Origin of the sequence: Geopsychrobacter electrodiphilus DSM 16401 (assembly GCF_000384395.1) — a bacterium.
Lineage (GTDB): Bacteria > Desulfobacterota > Desulfuromonadia > Desulfuromonadales > Geopsychrobacteraceae > Geopsychrobacter > Geopsychrobacter electrodiphilus.
Genome location: NZ_ARWE01000001.1, coordinates 1,003,132 through 1,021,239, shown reverse-complemented (window position 1 = coordinate 1,021,239; position 18,108 = coordinate 1,003,132). Strand labels below are relative to the sequence as shown.

Genomic DNA, 18,108 nt, shown 5'->3' with positions numbered 1-18,108 from the left:
ATTTAAAAAAATTCGCCAAACCATTCTTTCATGCGCTGAATTACCTTTTCAAAAACCTTATCCTGGCCGATCTTGAACGGAGGTCGATGGGCGTTTTTGCTTCCATACTTGACCAGTCCCACGCCCGTCGCATAAACCGGCGAATTCACGACATCGGTCAGACCTCCAATCCCTTGTGGTAAACCACGTCGAACCGGCAGGTTAAAGATCTGCTCTGCCAATTCGGGCATCCCCGGGAGGATAGAGGAACCACCGGTAATCACGATTCCCGACGCAATCAAATCGGCATAACCACTCTTGATAATTTCACGATTGACCAGGGTAAAAATTTCCTCAACCCGTGGTTCCAGAATTTCGGCTAACAGTTGACGGGAGAGCACCCGCGCCTCACGTCCTCCCACCGAGGGGACTTCGATCGTCTCTTCGCGCCCGACCATCGAAGTCAAACAGCAGCCGTAATGTTTTTTGATCTTCTCCGCCTCTGCCATTGGGGTGCGCAACCCGACGGCGATATCATTCGTCAGATGATCGCCACCAATAGAGAGCACCGCTGTATGCTTGATGGCCCCTTCCGAGAAGATCGCAATATCCGAAGTCCCGCCGCCCAGATCGATCAACGCCACCCCGAGCTCTTTTTCATCGGCGGAGAGAACTGCTTCGCTCGAGGCTAACTGTTCGAGCACGATGTCAGCCACATCGACTCCGGCACGATTGCAACTTTTAACAATGTTCTGAGCACTTGCGACCGCACCGGTCACAATGTGCACCTTGGCTTCAAGTCGCACCCCACTCATTCCGAGGGGCTCGCGGATGCCATCCTGATCGTCGATGATAAATTCCTGTGGCAGGATATGCAGGACTTCCCGATCCATCGGAATCGCAATCGCTTTGGCTGCGTCAATCACCCGGGTCAGGTCTTCGGGCGAGACCTCGCGATTTTTGATCGCGATCACCCCTTGCGAATTCAACCCTTTGATATGCCCTCCTGCGATCCCGGCATAGACGGTTTTAATTTCACAACCCGCCATCAGTTCGGCTTCGCGCACCGCCTTCTTAATCGACTCGACCGTACTTTCGATATTTATGACCACGCCCTTGCGTAGCCCTTTGGACGGACTGGATCCGATCCCCACAATATCCAGACCCTCTTCGGTCATGTTGCCCACGATGCAACAGATTTTCGTGGTACCGATATCGAGACCAACAATTAAATTTTCACGTTTACTACTCATGGAACCCCCTTAGGCCCTCAGCTTGCGGCAGCAGCATGTCGCCGCTCAATTCCGACAATAATCCGTTTATCAACATTCAGGTCGATATATTCAAGCATTTCCAGGCGTGGCTTCAGCCGCGCATAAATACGTTCGAGTCGCGTCAGTTTTTCGGGCAGACGGCCAATCCCCAACTTGACTTTGACCCCGCCATTTTGGGTAAAAAGGGTCAGTCCACCATTCTGCTCCTGATGAATTTCCGAAACCTCAGTCAGGTTGAAACTTTTGCGCTGACTTAGATTTTCGATCAACGCCACCACCTGGCCCAGTTGCTGCCGACCTGCCTCGGGCCTGGCCAGCAGATCGGCACGATCGAAGCCGGTCACCACCGGAAAGTCCAGACTGTCATCCTGCCCCAGTACCTTAAATACCTCTCCCGACTGGTCCAGATAATAGAGATAGCCCAGATTGATGATCGCCAGCGGCACCCTCTCCTCAACCTGGATATTGACCTGACGCGGGAAAATCCGCTCAACCCGGGCGCTCTTCACCCAGGGGTTCTCCTCGATTTTTCGGCCAATCAGCGCAAGATCAAGGGCGAAGGTGCTTACCCCATTCTGGATATCGGACAGCGCCAGAATCTTCTCCCGACTCAATTGCTTCTCCCCGGTGATACTCACCTGATCGATACGAAACAGATCCGAAGCCACCAACAGCTGAATCACCAGAACCAGTCCGAAGACGATCAAAGCTCCTGAGAGTCCAACCACAAGCACCCGCAGGGTCCGATGCAGAATCTTGCGCAGGTTCAGCGGTTTTTTCTGCTTGTTTTTGCGGTTCTCCTTAACCCTTTGTTTGCCGGTTCGGAAGCTTCCGCTACTGTTGGCTTTCAGATCATGCATAAATCCTACTTATCAAGATCGGCATCGAGCAGAATCGATTCAACCAGCTCCGCAAACTCGAGCCCAGCGGCTTTGGCCGCTTTTGGCAACAAACTGGTTTCGGTCATCCCGGGAATTGTGTTCACCTCGAGGCAGTAAAATTCTTTTTCACGCAGCATAAAATCTACCCGAGCGGCGCCGCGACATCCGAGCACTCTGCAGGCCTCGACCGCCGCTTCCTGGACGCGACTGTAGACCCCTGCATCAATCGGCGCCGGCAAAAGATATTCAGTCTGCCCGACGGTATATTTGGCATGAAAGTCGTAAAATCCGGTCTTCGGGACAATCTGGATCACCGGCAGCGCCTCACCGTTTAATACCGACACCGTCAGTTCCTGGCCATCGATATATTCCTCAATCAATACCGTGCCATCCAGCGCGGCAGCCGTATCAATCCCGTGACGCAAGGCTTCAAGGCTGTGCACAATGCTGATTCCGATGGTCGATCCCTCGCGCGAAGGCTTCACGACTAACGGCAGATGGCGACAGGTATTGATTACCTTTTCCGCAGCGTTTTCCCCTTTCAACACCTGAAAACCAGGGGTCGGGAGTTCGTGATAGAGCAGCATCTGCTTGGTGGCGACCTTGTCGATCGACAGACTCGAAGCCAAAACGCCGCTACCGGTATAGGGGATCTGCAGCATCTCCAACAGCCCCTGAACACGGCCATCTTCACCGAAACGACCGTGCAGCGCGATAAATGCGACTTCGATACCGGCATCCCGCAGCTGGATCGGCAGATTCAATCCGACATCGATCCCCACCGCCTTGTAACCCTCGGCCACCAATGCATTCAAGACCGCCGTTCCGGTTTTGAGCGAAATTTCACGTTCAGCTGAGATACCGCCGTACAGGACACCGATCGTTCTGGTTTTCATCTCGGCTTTTTCGATCAATGTCATCCCTCGTCCTCCCAACCGACCATACGAACTTCCAGTTCGAGCTGCTGTCCCGCGTTCAGAAACACCGCCTGCTGCACCGCCTTTATCAGGGTCATGACATCCTCTGCGCTGGCGCCGCCCAGATTAACAATGTGATTACAATGTTCGGGCGAAACCAGCGCCCTGCCTCGCTGCTGCCCACGCATTCCTGCTTGTTCAATCAACTTCCAGGCCGATTCTCCCGAGGGATTTTTGAACACTGACCCGGCATGGGCTCCTGTGACCTTCTGCACCTGCCGCCGCCGCGTCAAGACCAACTGGCGACGCGTTTCCAGCTCTACAGGATCAACTTCTTCAAGTTTCAAGATGGCGGACTGGATGACGTCTTTCTGATCAAATCCCGAGAAACGATAAGAAAAATCGATCTGCTCGCGGCGCAGAACCCACTCACCCAGCCCGTCAGTCAAGGAAATCTGATTCACCAAATTTCCAATTTCGGTATTCAGCGCTCCGGCGTTCATTAGCAGCGCCCCGCCAATCGACCCCGGAATTCCGCTCAGTTCTTCCAGTCCCCCTAAACCCTGCTGGCAACAACGACGGATCAAATCCCCTAACTGAACCCCGGCTTCAACTTCAAGCTTCCCACCTGGGAGAAGATCGATCCGGCTCAAATTTTTGAGCTGGAGCACCACTCCGTGAAAGCCCTGATCCGACACCAGCAGGTTGCTACCATTGCCAAGGACCAGCCAGGGTAACCGAAGTTGATGGATTCCCCTCAGCGCCAGCTGCAGATCTTCACGATTCTGCGGGATCAGAAAGATCTCGGCCGGTCCACCCAGCTGCCAGCTGGTATGCGCCGACATCGGTTCCTGACGAAGAAATTCGCCCTGAAAACCTTGAATCAGATTCTCGAGGAGCTGCTTCATATCATCCCCGCAAACGAAGTTTTTCAGCCAGCCGATCGCATAGCTGATTGACATTCCCTGCTCCCAGGGTGATCACCATATCTCCCGGCTCGACATGTTGCTCCAGAACAAGCACGGCGTCATCCAGGCTGCGGCAAAAGGTCACATCACGGTGGCCATGTTCACGGATTCCTGCGACCAGCGCTTCGGCGTCGGCCCCTTCGAGTGGTGCTTCCCCGGCCGCGTAGATATCAGTCACAATCAAACAGTCAGCCTGATAAAAGGCGGTCAAAAAATCAGTAAACAGCGCCTTGGTGCGACTGTAACGATGCGGCTGAAAGACCGCCACCACGCGTTTGTTCCACCCCGATTTAGCGGCCGCCAGGGTCGCGCGGATCTCTGCCGGATGATGCCCGTAGTCATCAACAATCATCACGCCGCCAACTTCATCTCGGATCTGGAACCGACGCTGTACACCGCCAAAGTTGCGAAATCCACCCACGATCGTACGAAACGGAACGCCGAGCTCCATCGCCACGGCCAGCACCGCTAACGCGTTCAGGACATTATGTCGACCCGGCATGTGGAAAGAGATCCGCCCCAATTCTTCTCCCTTGAAATGCGCCATAAAACTGGTCCGCCCCTGGCGCATACGAATCTCTGTGGCCTGGAAGTCAGCCTGACTGCTCAGTCCATAGGTCAGGTAACGCTTTTTGACCTGAGGTAGAATCTCCTGAATCTGTGGATCGTCGAGGCAGAGGATGGCACGGCCGTAAAAAGGGACCTTGTTTATAAATGCAACGAAAATTGCCCGAATCTCTTCGATCCCGCTATAGAAATCTAGGTGGTCTTCATCAATATTGGTGACCACGGCGATGGTCGGGGAGAGATGCATGAAACTGCCGTCCGACTCATCCGCTTCGGCGACCAGAAACTTGCCGCGCCCGAGCTTGGCATTGCTGCCGATCGCATCGACCTTCCCACCGATCACCGAGGTCGGATCAACCCCCGCGTGGGTCAAAACAACCGCCATCATGCTGGTTGTCGTGGTCTTGCCGTGAGTTCCGGCGACGGCGATGCCATACTTCATGCGCATCAGTTCGGCCAACATCTCGGCGCGCGGAATCACCGCAATATGTTCGCGGTGGGCAGCCACGACCTCAGGGTTGTCCACCTTGACCGCGGTGGAGGTCACGACCACATCTGCGCCGGCGATATTCTCTTCGGCGTGCCCGATACTGATCTCACCACCCAGTTGCCGCAGCCGGCGGGTGGTATCCGTTTCACGCAGATCGGATCCCGACACGTGGTACTCAAGGTTCAGCAGAAGTTCAGCGATACCGCTCATGCCGATGCCACCGATGCCGATAAAATGAATTTTACGAATCCGTCCGTACATATCTTTAACCCTCGGTTAAAACTTGGATACAAACCGCAACGACCCTGCGAGCTGCATCCTTTTGGCCCAGTGAAGCCGCTGCCTCGGCCATGACCTGCAAGCGATCTCTGTTCAGCCAGAGTTCCGCAATGGTATTCGCCAACTTTTCAGCACTTGTTTCATGCTGCGTCAGCATAATTGCGGCACCCGCAGCTTCCATAGCGCGCGCATTTGCAGTCTGGTGATCCGCCGCAGAAGACGGCAAGGGAATCATCAGCGCGGGTCGGCCACAGGCGCACAACTCAGCAATCGTTGTCGCGCCGGCCCGGCAGATGACCAGACGCGAGTTTTTATAAGCACTTGCCATATCTTCGATAAAAGGGATAACTTCAATGTTTGTTTCACCCTGTGACTGATAAACTGCCCGAATCTGGTCCAGGTCGGCGTCACCGGTCTGGTGTACCACCTTTACTGTGACCCCGTGCCGGCGCAACAAGGGGAGAGACTCAGCCAGCAGTTCGTTAATCGCGTGGGCGCCGCGACTCCCACCAAAAGCCAAGATTTCCCCACTGCCCGGGAGTGCGGAACTCAGCTCAGCAACGGCCTGACGTAAGGGATTACCAGTCATCACCAGCTTGTGCCTGGGTAAACGCTTGCCGCTGTCTGGAATCGACAGGCAGATCCGGCGGGCAAACCCGGCCAGAACGCGATTACTCAAGCCTGGCACTGCGTTCTGCTCGTGCAGGATGAAGGGAATACCTTTTAGTTTTGAGGTGATCAAGACCGGAAAGGAGGCATAGCCGCCGACACCGACCACAATATCGGGTTGAAAACGTTGCAGAATCAGCCAGGACTGGCGCAAACTTTTCAGCATTTTCGGGAGCAGCTGCACAATACCGCGCACCCCGCGACCCACCACCCCGACCATGTCTATAAACTCAAGCTGAAAGCCCAACTTAGGCAGAAGTCTGGCCTCAAGCCCCTTCTTCGTCCCGACAAAACAGACCTCTGACTGACTGTCATCGCGCAGCAATTGCTCGGCAATTGCAAGGGCCGGGAAGAGATGTCCGCCGGTACCACCACCGGCCAGCAGCATTTTCATTGCGGCACCTCAATCCTGCTTGAGATATTCAGCAATATCCCGACCGCGACAAGGCTGGCAATCAGGCTGGTACCGCCATAACTTATGAACGGCAAGGCCAGTCCCTTGGTCGGAAGTAACCCGAGACAAACCGCCATATTGACAAAGGCCTCCATTCCGAGCAGCAGAGTCAGGCCAAAGGCCAGATAGCGCGCAAAAGGGTCGGTCGCGTACCAGGCGATACGCAAGCCCCTCAGCACCAGCAGCAGAAAAATTCCACTGACCGCCAGCACTCCGATCAAACCCAATTCTTCGCCAATCACCGAAAAGATGAAGTCGGTGTGTGCCTCGGGCAGGAAAAAGAGTTTCTGCTCACTGCCGCCCAAGCCTTTGCCAAAAACGCCGCCGCTACCGAAGGCAATCATGCTCTGGATGATCTGGAATCCTGTGTCATAAGGATCTTTCCAGGGATTTAAAAACGCCAGAATCCGCCGCCGCCGGTAATCAACGTGCATGATCATAAAATAAACCGCCGGCAAGACGGACAACACCAGCGGGACAACGAAACTCCAGCGCGCCCCCGCCATCAACAGCATCGTCAGGGCGACACCCGATATGATCATGGCGCTGCCAAGGTCCGGCTGCAGCAACAAGAGCCCGAGGATCGCCCCCAAAACCAGGATATAAGGGAGGAGTCCCAGCTTGAATGAACGGATTTTCTCCTTCTTGCGCGTCATCGAACTGGCGAGATAAAGCACCAGTCCCAGTTTGACGAACTCTGCCGGTTGGACAGTGATGCCGGGAAGCCGTAACCAACGTGCAGCGCCCCCGGCCGTAACCCCCATCCCCGGCACAAACAGCAGTGCCAGCAGGCAGATTCCCAGCAGCAGCAGCGGGATCGCTATTTTGCGCCAGAATTCGTAATCGACATACATCGTCAGAGCCATCAACAGACCACCGACCAGGGCAAATTTAAGCTGTTTCTTTAAGAAAAAGAACGCGTCGCCATATTTTTCACCGGCCACAACACAGGATGAGGAGAACACCATCACCACCCCAAGGCAGGTCAGGGCCACCGCCAGCAAAAGCAGTGTCGTATCGAAGTCACGATGCAACCTCATTCGCGCTCCTCCAAATCTTTGATCCGGCAGACAAAATCATCACCGCGCGCGGCATAGCTGGTGTACATATCAAAACTTGAACAGGCAGGCGATAACAAGACAGTCCCGCCGCTGGTCGTCTCTTCAGCCGCCACCCTTACCGCCTCGGCCATATCGGCAGCATGACGGGTCGGACAACAGTCTGCCAATGCCGCATCCATTCGACCAGTTGCTTCACCTAGCAACACCAGGCAGGCGACCTTCTGGCTGAGCGGTTCGCGCAGCGGGGCATAGTCGCCCCCCTTATCCTTTCCCCCGGCGATCAGGGTCACCGGAGCCGTCAGGCCCGCCAGGCTCTTCACGACACTGCCGACATTGGTTCCCTTTGAATCATTGATCCAGGTCAGCCCCTTAAAGCGTGACACCTGCTGCATCCGGTGAGGCAAACCGGTAAATGCACAGACTCTCTGCCACGCCAGTTCGGCTGGCATCCCCATGACAAGCGGCGCAATCATCGCTGCCATGGCATTTTCAATATTGTGTTCCCCCTTAATCTTCAACTGCTCAAGATCAAAGCGGACTTCATTCCCCTGCCAACGCCAGACCAGTTGATTTTCACGCCGGCCCATCCCCTCATCGAGGAGACGGATGGCTGAAAACCATATTTTTTTGATTGCAACAGGAACAATGAGTTCTCGCACCCGTGCATCATTCTCGTTGAGGATCGCGTACTGACCCGCGCCCATATTGCTGAAGATCGCCTCTTTCGCCGCCAGATAGCTGTTGAAGTCGGAGTAACGATCCAGATGGTCTTCGCTCAAATTGAGCATCAAGGCAAAGTTTGGGGAGAAGGTTTCAAGCGCTTCGAGCTGAAACGAGGAGAGCTCAACCACCAGGCTGTCGTAGCCCTTCCCGCAGGCGGACACCAGAGGTGTCCCCAGGTTTCCGCCGACAAAACAGTTCTTGCCCCAGCCCTTAAGCATTTCGCCGATCAAGCTGGTGGTTGTCGATTTTCCATTGGTTCCGGTAATCGCGATCATCGGCGCTTTTAGTTCACGGACCGCGATTTCAACTTCTCCGAGAATTTTGACCCCCGCCTTTGCAGCCTCGATCAGCGGTTCAATATTCAGTGGCACTCCGGGGCTGACCGCAATCAGATCGGCCTGCCTGAAGAGCTCGATACTGTGCCCTCCCAGATCGAAGGACAGCTTGCAATCAGCTAAATTCTCAAAATCGGGCAGATCGGCCTGCCCACGACGGTCGGACAAGGTGACTTCTGCACCTTTGCCGCAGAAAAAACGTACCAGCGCCTGACCTGAGAGGCCGGCGCCGATTACCACAATTTTTTGCTGCAGATAATCCATATTTACCTGAGTTTCAACGTCGAAAGCCCGATCAGGGCGAGAATAATGCTGATAATCCAGAAGCGCACAATAATCTTCGGTTCAGCCCAGCCCTTCAATTCGAAGTGATGGTGCACCGGAGCCATGCGGAATATCCGTTTCCCCCAGAGGCGGAATGAGATGACCTGAAAAATGACCGACAGCGCTTCGGCAACAAAAATGCCGCCGACGATCACGAGTAAAAACTCTTGTTTGGCGATCACTGCCGTGATCCCGAGCGCTCCACCTAAGGAGAGGCTCCCCACATCTCCCATAAAGACCTGAGCTGGATAACTGTTGAACCATAAAAAGCCAAGCCCGGCCCCGACCATCGAGCCACATAGTATGGCCAACTCACCCGCACCCTGCACGCTGGTAATCTGCAAGTATTCGGCATAGCGTGCATTGCCGGCCAGGTAGGCGAGCAGCAGAAAGGTTGCGGCCCCGATGATAACCGGTCCTATGGCCAAACCATCAAGCCCATCGGTCAGGTTGACAGCATTGCTCGCTCCGACCATAACCAGCATCGCAAAGGGGATGTAGCCCCAGCCAAGGTCGGGATGTAAACCTTTGAAAAAGGGGAGTGATAGCGTCGTCTCAAAACCGGCATGCTGATACAGCAACATCGCTGCGATAAAGGCGATCAGCAGCTGCCAGAAAAGTTTGGTCCTGGCCGAGATACCGGCGCTGTTCTTTCTGGCGATTTTCAGCCAGTCATCGCAGAATCCGACCGCGCCATAACCAACCGTCACGAGGAGTGCTACCCAGATATACAGATTGGTGAGATCCGCCCACATCAGTGTCGGCAACGCGATCGCAAGAATGATCAGCGCCCCACCCATGGTCGGGGTTCCTTCTTTGACAAAATGCGATTCAGGCCCGACCTTGCGGATCGATTGCCCGAGTTGTAGTCGCTTGAGAGTAGTAATCAGCCAGGGACCGAGAATGAACGAAATCAGTAGCGCCGTTATGGTGGCGTAAATCGTACGAAAGGTGATGTAGCGAAAAACATAAAGCACCGAATACTCGGTGTGAAGAGGATAGAGGAGATGATAAAGCATAGGTCAGCCTCCATTCCTGATGGATAACGGGGACTCTTCCGCACGACGGAGCACCGCTGCCAGACGATCCAGGCGCATACCGTGTGAACCCTTGACCAGAATCCGGTCCCCTGATCGCTGCAAACCGGCAAGCCCGGCAATCGCAGCATCACAGTCATCAAACTCGAGAATCTGATCAGGTTTCAACCCTTTTTCACGCGCACCTCTGGCAGTTTGTCGCGATAAGGGGCCGATGATGACCAGCAGATCGCTCGTTTCCGCTGCGGTACATCCGATATCATAGTGAAAACGCTCTGCCTCATCCCCAAGTTCAAGCATGTCACCCAATATGGCGATGCGGCGCCCCTTCCCGGTTTTGATGGTCAGGGTCTCCAGTGCCGCGCGGACGGAAAGGGGATTGGCGTTATAGCTGTCGTCCAGCAGTTCCCCCCCGCTGGGGAGTGGAAAAATGTTCATACGTCCGTGGATCGGGATAAAATCGGCCAGACCGCGTGATATTTCTACGCCACCTACCCCCAGGGTCCAGGCGGCCGCCGCAGCAGCCAGGGCGTTAAGAGCGTTATGTCGGCCCGGGGTCTGCAGTTTGACCATGTGCCTTTCCGTTGGCAGTACCAACTGGAAAAACACCTGACTGCCGGTTTCTCGAATTTCTTCAGCACGCACATCAGCTGAACTTCCGAGCCCGTAGATCACCCGACGCACACCATTGGCTATGGGCAGGCTGGCGACCCGCTCATCATCCAGATTAACGATCGCGGTCCCACCCTTCAACCCGGCGAAGAGTTCCCCTTTGGCCCGTGCCACTCCGTCCAGTCCTTTTAGGGTTTCAAGATGTACCGGTCCAACATTGGTAATGACTCCGATGTTAGGCGCCGCGATTTCGGTCAGGCGCTCAATCTCACCCAGCGCACTGGTCCCCATCTCGATCACTGCCCACTGATGGTCCTCCCTGAGATTTAAAATGGTCAGGGGCAAACCGATCAGATTGTTAAAGTTTCCTGCTGTTTTCAAGCCACTTCCGGTTCGCGACAGAATCGCTGCCAGCATCTCCTTGGTCGTGGTTTTACCCGCTGAACCAGTAATCCCGATTAAAGGACCATGCCACTGCTGACGCACTGCACTGGCGATATCCCCCAGAGCACGCAAGCTGTCCTTGACCAATAAAACCGGAACGGTCAGCCCGGCGATGACCTCCTCGCTCAAGCAGGCGGCGGCACCGTTGCGGACAGCCTGGATTATGTAGTCATGGCCATCAAAACGCTCACCGCGCAGCGGGATAAACAACTCTCCCGGGTTGATATTGCGACTATCGGTCGAGACCCCCGAGATCTGGATTGACTTCCCATCACCGGTCATTCTGGCTGCCGTGATACGCGCGATCATCTCAAGATCGAGTATCATTGATGCCCCCCTTTAGTGTGGGTAGCGCAGTTCAACGCACGGGTCAGTTCTTCACGGTCATCAAAGTGAATCTTGGTTGTTCCCAGAACCTGATAATCTTCATGGCCCTTTCCTGCAACCAGCAACAGGTCACCTTCTGCCGCCAGACTGGCGGCAAAATCCAACGCCGCCCTCCGGTCCGGGATCACCACAAAGCCCGACTCACCTGCCACCGCTTCGGCAAAGGTCAGTTCACAACCAGCCTCAACCGCACCCAGTTTCATCTGCTCCAGTATCGCTAGAGGGTCCTCGGTTCGAGGATTGTCAGAAGTCAATACGGCCAAATCAGATGACCGCACCGCCGCTGCCGCCATCAACGGCCGCTTTTTGGGGTCACGGTCGCCGCCGCAGCCAACCACCGTAATACGTCTGCGGGCGGGAATACCAACCAAAGCCGCCAGTACCTGTGTCAGGGCATCGCTGGTGTGGGCGAAATCAACCAGTGCCAGCACCCCGCGCCGGTTTTCAACCCGTTCCAGGCGTCCGGGAACCTGCGGCGCCTGGGCTATTCCCAGAGCGATCGCCTCATCCGTGACCCCTGCGCAATGGGCACCAGCGACAGCGGCCAGAATATTGCTCACGTTAAAATCACCCACCAGGGCCGAGTTCAGAGCAACCGCATTACCGGCGATCAACATCTCACCTCGCTGCCCATTAGCGTCTGAAGACAACTGTTTCAGGCCGATATCTGTTGGCAGCAGCCGCGAAAAACCGAGGGCATCGGGATGCTGATCTTTCAGCCAGACCCCGTAACTGTCATCCAGATTGATTACACCAGAGTGAGCCGGCACCAGATCGAAGAGGCGAGCCTTACTCGAAAAGTAGGCGTCCATCGTCCCGTGAAAATCCAGGTGTTCAGGGGTCAGGTTGGTAAAGATCGCGACATTAAACTTGAGGCCGTCGACCCGATGTTGTTCCAGCGCGTGAGACGAGACTTCAAGTATCAAGGCGTTCGCCCCTTTGCCACGAAACTCAGCGACCAGTTTGAGCAGTTCGATAGATTCCGGGGTGGTATGACTGGCCGGAATTTTTTCGGAACCAAAACGGTAGTCAACAGTACCGAACACAGCCGGTCGATAACCGGCGGCCTTCAGAATCGACTCGAGGAGATAGCTCGTCGTCGTCTTACCATTGGTCCCCGTCACTCCGATAACCAACAGATCCGAACTGGGGTCGGCATAAAAGCGCTGCGCAATCTGAGCCATTGCCAGTCTGATATTCTCGGCGACCACAACAGGTACGCCATACTCCGTTTGCGGAGCGCGGTTAAGAACCAGGGCACAGGCGCCAGCGGCCAGGGCCTCGGCGATATAATCCCATCCGTCGCATTTGACTCCTGGCAGGGCGAAAAACAGATCTCCAGGCACGACCCGGCGAGAATCACAGGCAAGACCGGCAACTTCAGTGGTGCCTCCAGTAACCAGCAAGCCTGGAATTTCTGCAATTAACGCCCTGAGTTGAGCCCTCTGTTTCAATTGAACCCCCTGATCAAGCACCAAAACGAACCCAAATCTTTGCTCCATAGCGAACGACTGCGCCGGCGGAAGGTGATTGCTCGACCACCTTGCCACTGCCGGACAATTTAATATTCAGGCCGGAACGCTGCATCGCCTCCAGCACCTGACGGTAACTCATCCCTATGAAGTTCGGCATGGAGCTCCCCTTGCCCGCTGTGACCTGAGGCTCCGATATTACGCTCTTATCACCGGCAATCTTCGGAGGCTGTTCCGGAAGAGTCTGTTTTGCCACAACCGTTGTCGGCGGAACATCGAGATAACGTAAAGCTTCATCAGCGATTCGACTGAATACAGGGGCTGCCACCAGGCCACCGTAGATTTTATCCTGGGGTTCATCAATCGTCACCAGCAGGAGAATCACCGGATTTTCCGCTGGTACCATACCAATAAAAGAAGCGACCATCTTTTCATCGGAATAGGTACCGGTGACTGGATCGATTTTTTGAGCGGTCCCGGTTTTCCCGGCGACATCAAACCCTTCGACCACCCCTTTGGTCCCGGTGCCACCTTCCTCAGTTACCCCAACCATCATCTGACGAACGCGCTTGGCGGTAGCCGCTGAGATGACCCGACGCACAACGTGCGGCTGCCGGCTAAAGACCGTCGCCCCCTGGCCATCAACAATTTTTTCGACCAGATACGGTTTCATCAGTAAACCACCATTTGCAATAGCACCCATTGCCGTGACCATCTGCATCGGGGTTACACTGATTCCCTGCCCAAAAGAGATGGTCGCAAGGTCAATTTCAAACCAGCCCTTCGAGGGGTGTAACAAGCCCTCTTGTTCCCCCGGGAGATCAATCCCGGTTTTGGCACCGAACCCGAAATCACTCACATACCGATAGACACGTTCACGTTCAAGCATCTTCCCCAGCTTGGCGAAACCGATATTCGAGCTGTACTTCAGCATTTCAGACAGCCGTAGTCGGCCGTATCCCTTGTGGTCACGAATGATTTTGCCGCCGACTTCATACCGACCATGCTCGCAATCGACCTGACTACCGGGGCTGAGAACCTGCTCTTGGATGATTGCCGACAGGATAAACGGTTTAAAAATCGAGCCCGGCTCGAAAGAATCGCTGACAACACGGTTTCTCCAGTCAGCCGGATGGTAGCGATTAATCGCATTCGGGTTGTATGAGGGCTGACTCGCCATCGCCAGCACCCGCCCGCTGGCCGGCTCGATCATCACCACCGTGCCGCCTACGGCACCACTCTGCTTAACCTCTCGGGCTAACTCTTTTTCCGCGATGTACTGCAGGGTGCGATCAATAGTTAAAAACAGGCTCTCCCCCGGTACCCCACCGCGAATATCCTGCCCCGCCGTCGCCATCCCGCGGCCACGCGCATCACGTTCGGAAATCAGCAGCCCCGCCTCCCCTTGCAGATCGGCGTCATATTTCAGCTCGATCCCCTCCAGCCCCCTTGGGTCGAGACCGGTAAACCCGACGACCTGTGCTGCAATCTGTCCGTGCGGATAGTAACGTTTGTGCTCAGGAACAAAGTGCAATCCAGGAATTTTTAGTTCGGTAATTTTTTTCGCCACCTCCGGGGTAAGCAGGCGTTCCACCCAGACGAAGCTTTTCTTTTCACTTAACTTTTTCCGGATCTGCCTCTCAGGGGAGTCAAGCAGGGGCGCCAGCTGATGAGCGACCTGCGGAACATCTTGCAGATCAGAGGGGTTGGCATACAGCGACTGAACTTCTAGGCTGAGAGCCAGCGGATCGCCGTTGCGATCATAGATCACGCCTCTTTGCGGGGTGAGTTTGATCACCCGTTGATGTTGTTGATCACCCCGTGCGGTAAGATCCTCCGCCATGACCAGCTGCAAATAGCCGGCACGACCCGAAACAGCCAGAAACACGCCAACAAACAGGATGCCGATCACCCGGATCCGTAGCTGAATGCTCCGTTCGGTCGGCGCCATATCAATCGACCCGGATGATCTGACCCGGAGACGGCAGGCGCATGTTCAGCTCCTGACGTGCCAGACCCTCAATCCGCTGATGACTCCCAAGGTGTGCCACTTCAAGGGTGAGCCTTTTGACATCTTCAGTCCCGACCCGGATCTGGGTCTCAATTCGTGAAATGTCATATTCAAGGTTGATCGCCTGCAGGCGCGACCAGACAAACAGCAGGGAGAGGGCCGCGACCAGAATAATCGCGACAAAGACCGGGGTCAGCCGGGGACGGTGCAGAACGAAGCCGTTGATTTTGACTACTGTACGCTGTACGGCTTCAGACATCGCCACCTCCTGAACATATCAAGACCCCTGCATCAACCGATGCGACTGATGGCCCTCAGCACAGCGCTGCGGGACCGGGGGTTTACTTCAATTTCGTCGGCCTGCGGCTTCAAACCCTTACGAGTCAGAATCTCTACAGCAGGCTGATTGTTGCACTGACAAATAAGAATGCGCGGCGGGCAGATACAGCCCCTGGCTTGTTCACGAAAAATATGTTTCACGATCCGGTCTTCCAGCGAGTGGAAGCTGATCACCACCAGTCGTCCACCCGGCTTCAGCAGCTCAATCCCGCGCTTAACCCCCTGTTCAACCTGATCTAGCTCCTGATTGACTGCGATCCGTATGGCCTGAAACACCCGAGTCGCCGGATCGATCCGTGACGGCTTACGCCCCCCTGGAATAACGGCCCGCAACAGCTCGGCCAATTCACCGGTCCGGGTAAAGGGTTGGGTTTCACGGCGCTTCAAAATGGCACGCGCGACCCGCCGCGAAAAGCGTTCTTCACCATACTGAAAGAAGATCCGCACCAGCTCATCTTCGGGCAATTCATTGACCAGATCGGCGGCCGTTGGCCCGGCACTGCAATCCATCCGCATATCGAGCGGCGCATCAAAGCGGAAGGAGAACCCCCGCTCGGCCGTATCCAGCTGATGGGATGAGACCCCCAGATCCAGCAGCATGCCATCCAAGCCATCAATCCCGAACTCCTGCAGCACCTCACCGGCACGATCGAAGGTTTGATGATGCAGGCTGAACCGCCCTTCATGCCCGGCCAGAACCTCTTGCGCCTTGGCCAGTGCAGACCTGTCACGGTCGATTCCGATCAAACGCGCCTGCGGGGCCGTGTCCAGAATTAGCCTGGAATGTCCGGCACCGCCAAGGGTTCCGTCGAGATAGATCCCGCCGTTAACTGGTTGCAGGAGGTCGATGACCTCGCGCGGCATAACCGACTGATGTTCAAAGAGCAGCGCCACCCGGTTAAAAACCGAGATCGGCTTGAGCTTGAGCGTGATCCTTGAGCATACTTTCAGATGCGCTAGTGGCCTCAGCATGACGCTGCTGATTCCAGATTTCTATTTTGCCCCCCATACCGACGACTACGATATCCTTCTCAAGGCCGGCGTATTCGCGCAGGGCCTGTGGAATCTGGATGCGGCCCTGCTTATCAAAAGGGCACTCCTTGGCCGGCCCGAGACGCGTCCTCAGGTTAGCCTGCTTGATCGGACCCTCGGGCAAGGCCATGACTTTTTGGGAGATTTTTTTCCAGCTCGAGGCGGGATAGGCGGTAAGTCCTTTGTCAGTTTTGGTAACAACCAGGGAAACATCGCCTGTCAAACTCAAAAGAGTTTCACGAAAGGTCGACGGTATACTCGCACGCCCCTTCAAATCGACAGTATTATTGAATTCCCCGTAAAACATTGGCCCACCTGACACTGAATGGCACTGTTAGACACTATTTGGGGAAAATATACCTGTGGTCTGGCCCACTGTCAAGAAATTTTGTGGTTTTTCGGGGGGTTTGTTGCGATGGGGAGCGGTGTCAAAAAATAAAAAAGCCCCCTTCGCGGAACGAAGAAGGCCACAAGTCCAAAGGTTTCTCAAGGTTATCAGTTTCGGCCCACCGTGCCGGACCTTTTTGTCAGGCCAGGCGCATATCTACAGTCTCTATCCGCCGATCATCCATCTGCCGCACGCCGAAGCGAATTCCCAGTATTTCACAGGAGTCGCCTTCAACCGGAATTTTCCCCATCTGTTGCATCAACAACCCCGCCAGGGTCGTCACATGCTCTTCGGGTAGTTCGAGGTGAAAACGACGATTCAAGATCCGCAACGACACCGCACCGTCGACCAGATAGCGCTTCGGCCCAAGTTTTTGAAAATCAGCCTCTTCAATATCATGCTCATCATGAATCTCACCGACAATCTCTTCGACCACATCCTCCAGGGTCACTAACCCTTCAACCCCACCATATTCGTCAACCACGATCGCCAGGTGTTCCTTACGTTTACGAAAACTCTGCAGCAACACCGCAATTCGTTTTGACTCTGGCACAAAATTCGGTTTACTACAGATTTTTTTCAGCGAAAATGAGTCTTCGTGCCCGACATAAGCAAGAATATCTTTGGAATGAAGCACCCCCACAATGTTGTCGAGACTCTCGCTATATACCGGAAACCGGGAATGCCGGGCCTCGCGCAAGACCTCCAGCACGGTAGCAAAGCTGCTCCCCGCTTCGACCCCGACGATTTCGGTGCGTGGCAACATGACGTCACGGACGCGGGTCTCTGACAGATCGAAAACACCATGCAGCATACGCCGCTGTTCAGCGGCAACCACGCCACTCAATTCACCGGCCTCAATAATCGCGCGGATCTCATCTTCGGAGAGTGAATCATTCTCTTTCTCTCCCTTATGGAAAAAACTGGTCAACAACCCAGAAATCCGGGTAACAACATAAATAATCGGAGATAAGATCCAGAGAACCACCAGAATAGGACGCAAAACCAGGAATGATATTTTTTCCGGGTACTGTGCTGCATAAGTCTTGGGACAAACTTCGGAAAGAATCAACAATACCGGGGTTAAAATCAGAATCGTCAGCAGCTCTCCATTATCGCCGAATTGACTCACAAAGAATCCGGTAGCAACCACGGAGGCGGCAATATTGACCAGATTATTGCCGACCAAGATCCCGCCCAGCAAACGGTCCGGCCTTTCAAGCAGCTTCGCCAACTGCGCAGCGCCTGGCCGTTCTTTCTGCTGCAGATACTTTACCCTCAACCGATCCAGCGCCAGCAAAGCGGTCTCTGACCCGGAAAAGAAACCGGACAACAGCAACAGCACAAACAGTACTCCCAAGCGCCAGAGATTTTCTTCAGCCATTTCCACTCCCAACAGGTAAATTTCACACGACCTGAAACGTCCGCGCATAGTATATCAGTTGCACTGCGCTGTCGACAGCAT

Annotated in this window: 16 protein-coding genes; all 16 read right to left on the bottom strand. The window is 54.9% G+C overall.

The window, feature by feature from the left end:
* Nucleotides 1–2 precede the first annotated feature (2 nt).
* Nucleotides 3–1,232 (bottom strand): cell division protein FtsA, encoded by a 1,230-nt coding sequence (gene ftsA, locus D888_RS0104805; RefSeq protein ID WP_020675405.1) that lies wholly within the window; start codon nucleotides 1,230–1,232, stop codon nucleotides 3–5.
* A gap of 17 nt (nucleotides 1,233–1,249) precedes the next feature.
* Nucleotides 1,250–2,113, bottom strand: coding sequence for a cell division protein FtsQ/DivIB (locus tag D888_RS20705; protein ID WP_020675404.1), 864 nt, complete (start codon nucleotides 2,111–2,113; stop codon nucleotides 1,250–1,252).
* 5 nt (nucleotides 2,114–2,118) lie between these two features.
* A complete protein-coding gene (locus tag D888_RS0104795; RefSeq protein WP_020675403.1) occupies nucleotides 2,119–3,054 on the bottom strand; it encodes a D-alanine--D-alanine ligase in 936 nt (311 codons plus the stop codon).
* Nucleotides 3,051–4,013, bottom strand: a complete 963-nt coding sequence (gene murB, locus D888_RS0104790; RefSeq protein ID WP_020675402.1) for a UDP-N-acetylmuramate dehydrogenase — start codon at nucleotides 4,011–4,013, stop codon at nucleotides 3,051–3,053. Before murB ends, D888_RS0104795 begins: the two co-directional genes overlap by 4 nt.
* Nucleotides 3,961–5,337 carry a UDP-N-acetylmuramate--L-alanine ligase gene (murC, locus tag D888_RS0104785; protein WP_020675401.1) on the bottom strand — a complete coding sequence of 459 codons (1,377 nt, stop codon included), beginning with the start codon at nucleotides 5,335–5,337 and terminating at the stop codon, nucleotides 3,961–3,963. Before murC ends, murB begins: the two co-directional genes overlap by 53 nt.
* A 4-nt stretch (nucleotides 5,338–5,341) precedes the next feature.
* The gene (gene murG / locus D888_RS0104780) at nucleotides 5,342–6,418 is read right to left on the bottom strand and encodes an undecaprenyldiphospho-muramoylpentapeptide beta-N-acetylglucosaminyltransferase (RefSeq protein WP_020675400.1); all 1,077 of its coding nucleotides are present in this window, start codon (nucleotides 6,416–6,418) and stop codon (nucleotides 5,342–5,344) included.
* Nucleotides 6,415–7,518, bottom strand: a complete 1,104-nt coding sequence (gene ftsW / locus D888_RS0104775; RefSeq protein ID WP_020675399.1) for a putative lipid II flippase FtsW — start codon at nucleotides 7,516–7,518, stop codon at nucleotides 6,415–6,417. The genes murG and ftsW overlap by 4 nt, the downstream gene beginning before the upstream one ends.
* Nucleotides 7,515–8,861 carry a UDP-N-acetylmuramoyl-L-alanine--D-glutamate ligase gene (gene murD, locus D888_RS0104770; RefSeq protein ID WP_020675398.1) on the bottom strand — a complete coding sequence of 449 codons (1,347 nt, stop codon included), beginning with the start codon at nucleotides 8,859–8,861 and terminating at the stop codon, nucleotides 7,515–7,517. The genes ftsW and murD overlap by 4 nt, the downstream gene beginning before the upstream one ends.
* Before the next feature lie 2 nt (nucleotides 8,862–8,863).
* The gene (gene mraY, locus D888_RS0104765; protein WP_020675397.1) at nucleotides 8,864–9,940 is read right to left on the bottom strand and encodes a phospho-N-acetylmuramoyl-pentapeptide-transferase; all 1,077 of its coding nucleotides are present in this window, start codon (nucleotides 9,938–9,940) and stop codon (nucleotides 8,864–8,866) included.
* 3 nt (nucleotides 9,941–9,943) lie between these two features.
* A complete protein-coding gene (locus D888_RS0104760) occupies nucleotides 9,944–11,341 on the bottom strand; it encodes a UDP-N-acetylmuramoyl-tripeptide--D-alanyl-D-alanine ligase (RefSeq protein WP_020675396.1) in 1,398 nt (465 codons plus the stop codon).
* Nucleotides 11,338–12,855 (bottom strand): UDP-N-acetylmuramoyl-L-alanyl-D-glutamate--2,6-diaminopimelate ligase, encoded by a 1,518-nt coding sequence (locus D888_RS20700; RefSeq protein WP_245554994.1) that lies wholly within the window; start codon nucleotides 12,853–12,855, stop codon nucleotides 11,338–11,340. The genes D888_RS0104760 and D888_RS20700 overlap by 4 nt, the downstream gene beginning before the upstream one ends.
* A 13-nt stretch (nucleotides 12,856–12,868) precedes the next feature.
* Nucleotides 12,869–14,824 carry a penicillin-binding protein gene (locus tag D888_RS0104750; RefSeq protein ID WP_020675394.1) on the bottom strand — a complete coding sequence of 652 codons (1,956 nt, stop codon included), beginning with the start codon at nucleotides 14,822–14,824 and terminating at the stop codon, nucleotides 12,869–12,871.
* Nucleotide 14,825: 1 nt separating this feature from the next.
* Nucleotides 14,826–15,143, bottom strand: a complete 318-nt coding sequence (gene ftsL / locus D888_RS0104745) for a cell division protein FtsL (RefSeq protein WP_020675393.1) — start codon at nucleotides 15,141–15,143, stop codon at nucleotides 14,826–14,828.
* A 32-nt stretch (nucleotides 15,144–15,175) separates the two neighbouring features.
* Nucleotides 15,176–16,111, bottom strand: coding sequence for a 16S rRNA (cytosine(1402)-N(4))-methyltransferase RsmH (gene rsmH, locus D888_RS0104740; protein ID WP_026362216.1), 936 nt, complete (start codon nucleotides 16,109–16,111; stop codon nucleotides 15,176–15,178).
* A gap of 10 nt (nucleotides 16,112–16,121) precedes the next feature.
* Nucleotides 16,122–16,562 (bottom strand): division/cell wall cluster transcriptional repressor MraZ, encoded by a 441-nt coding sequence (mraZ, locus tag D888_RS0104735; RefSeq protein WP_020675391.1) that lies wholly within the window; start codon nucleotides 16,560–16,562, stop codon nucleotides 16,122–16,124.
* Between the two features lie 220 nt (nucleotides 16,563–16,782).
* On the bottom strand, nucleotides 16,783–18,027 hold the full coding sequence (locus tag D888_RS0104730; protein WP_020675390.1) for an HlyC/CorC family transporter: 1,245 nt from the start codon (nucleotides 18,025–18,027) through the stop codon (nucleotides 16,783–16,785).
* Nucleotides 18,028–18,108: the final 81 nt, after the last annotated feature.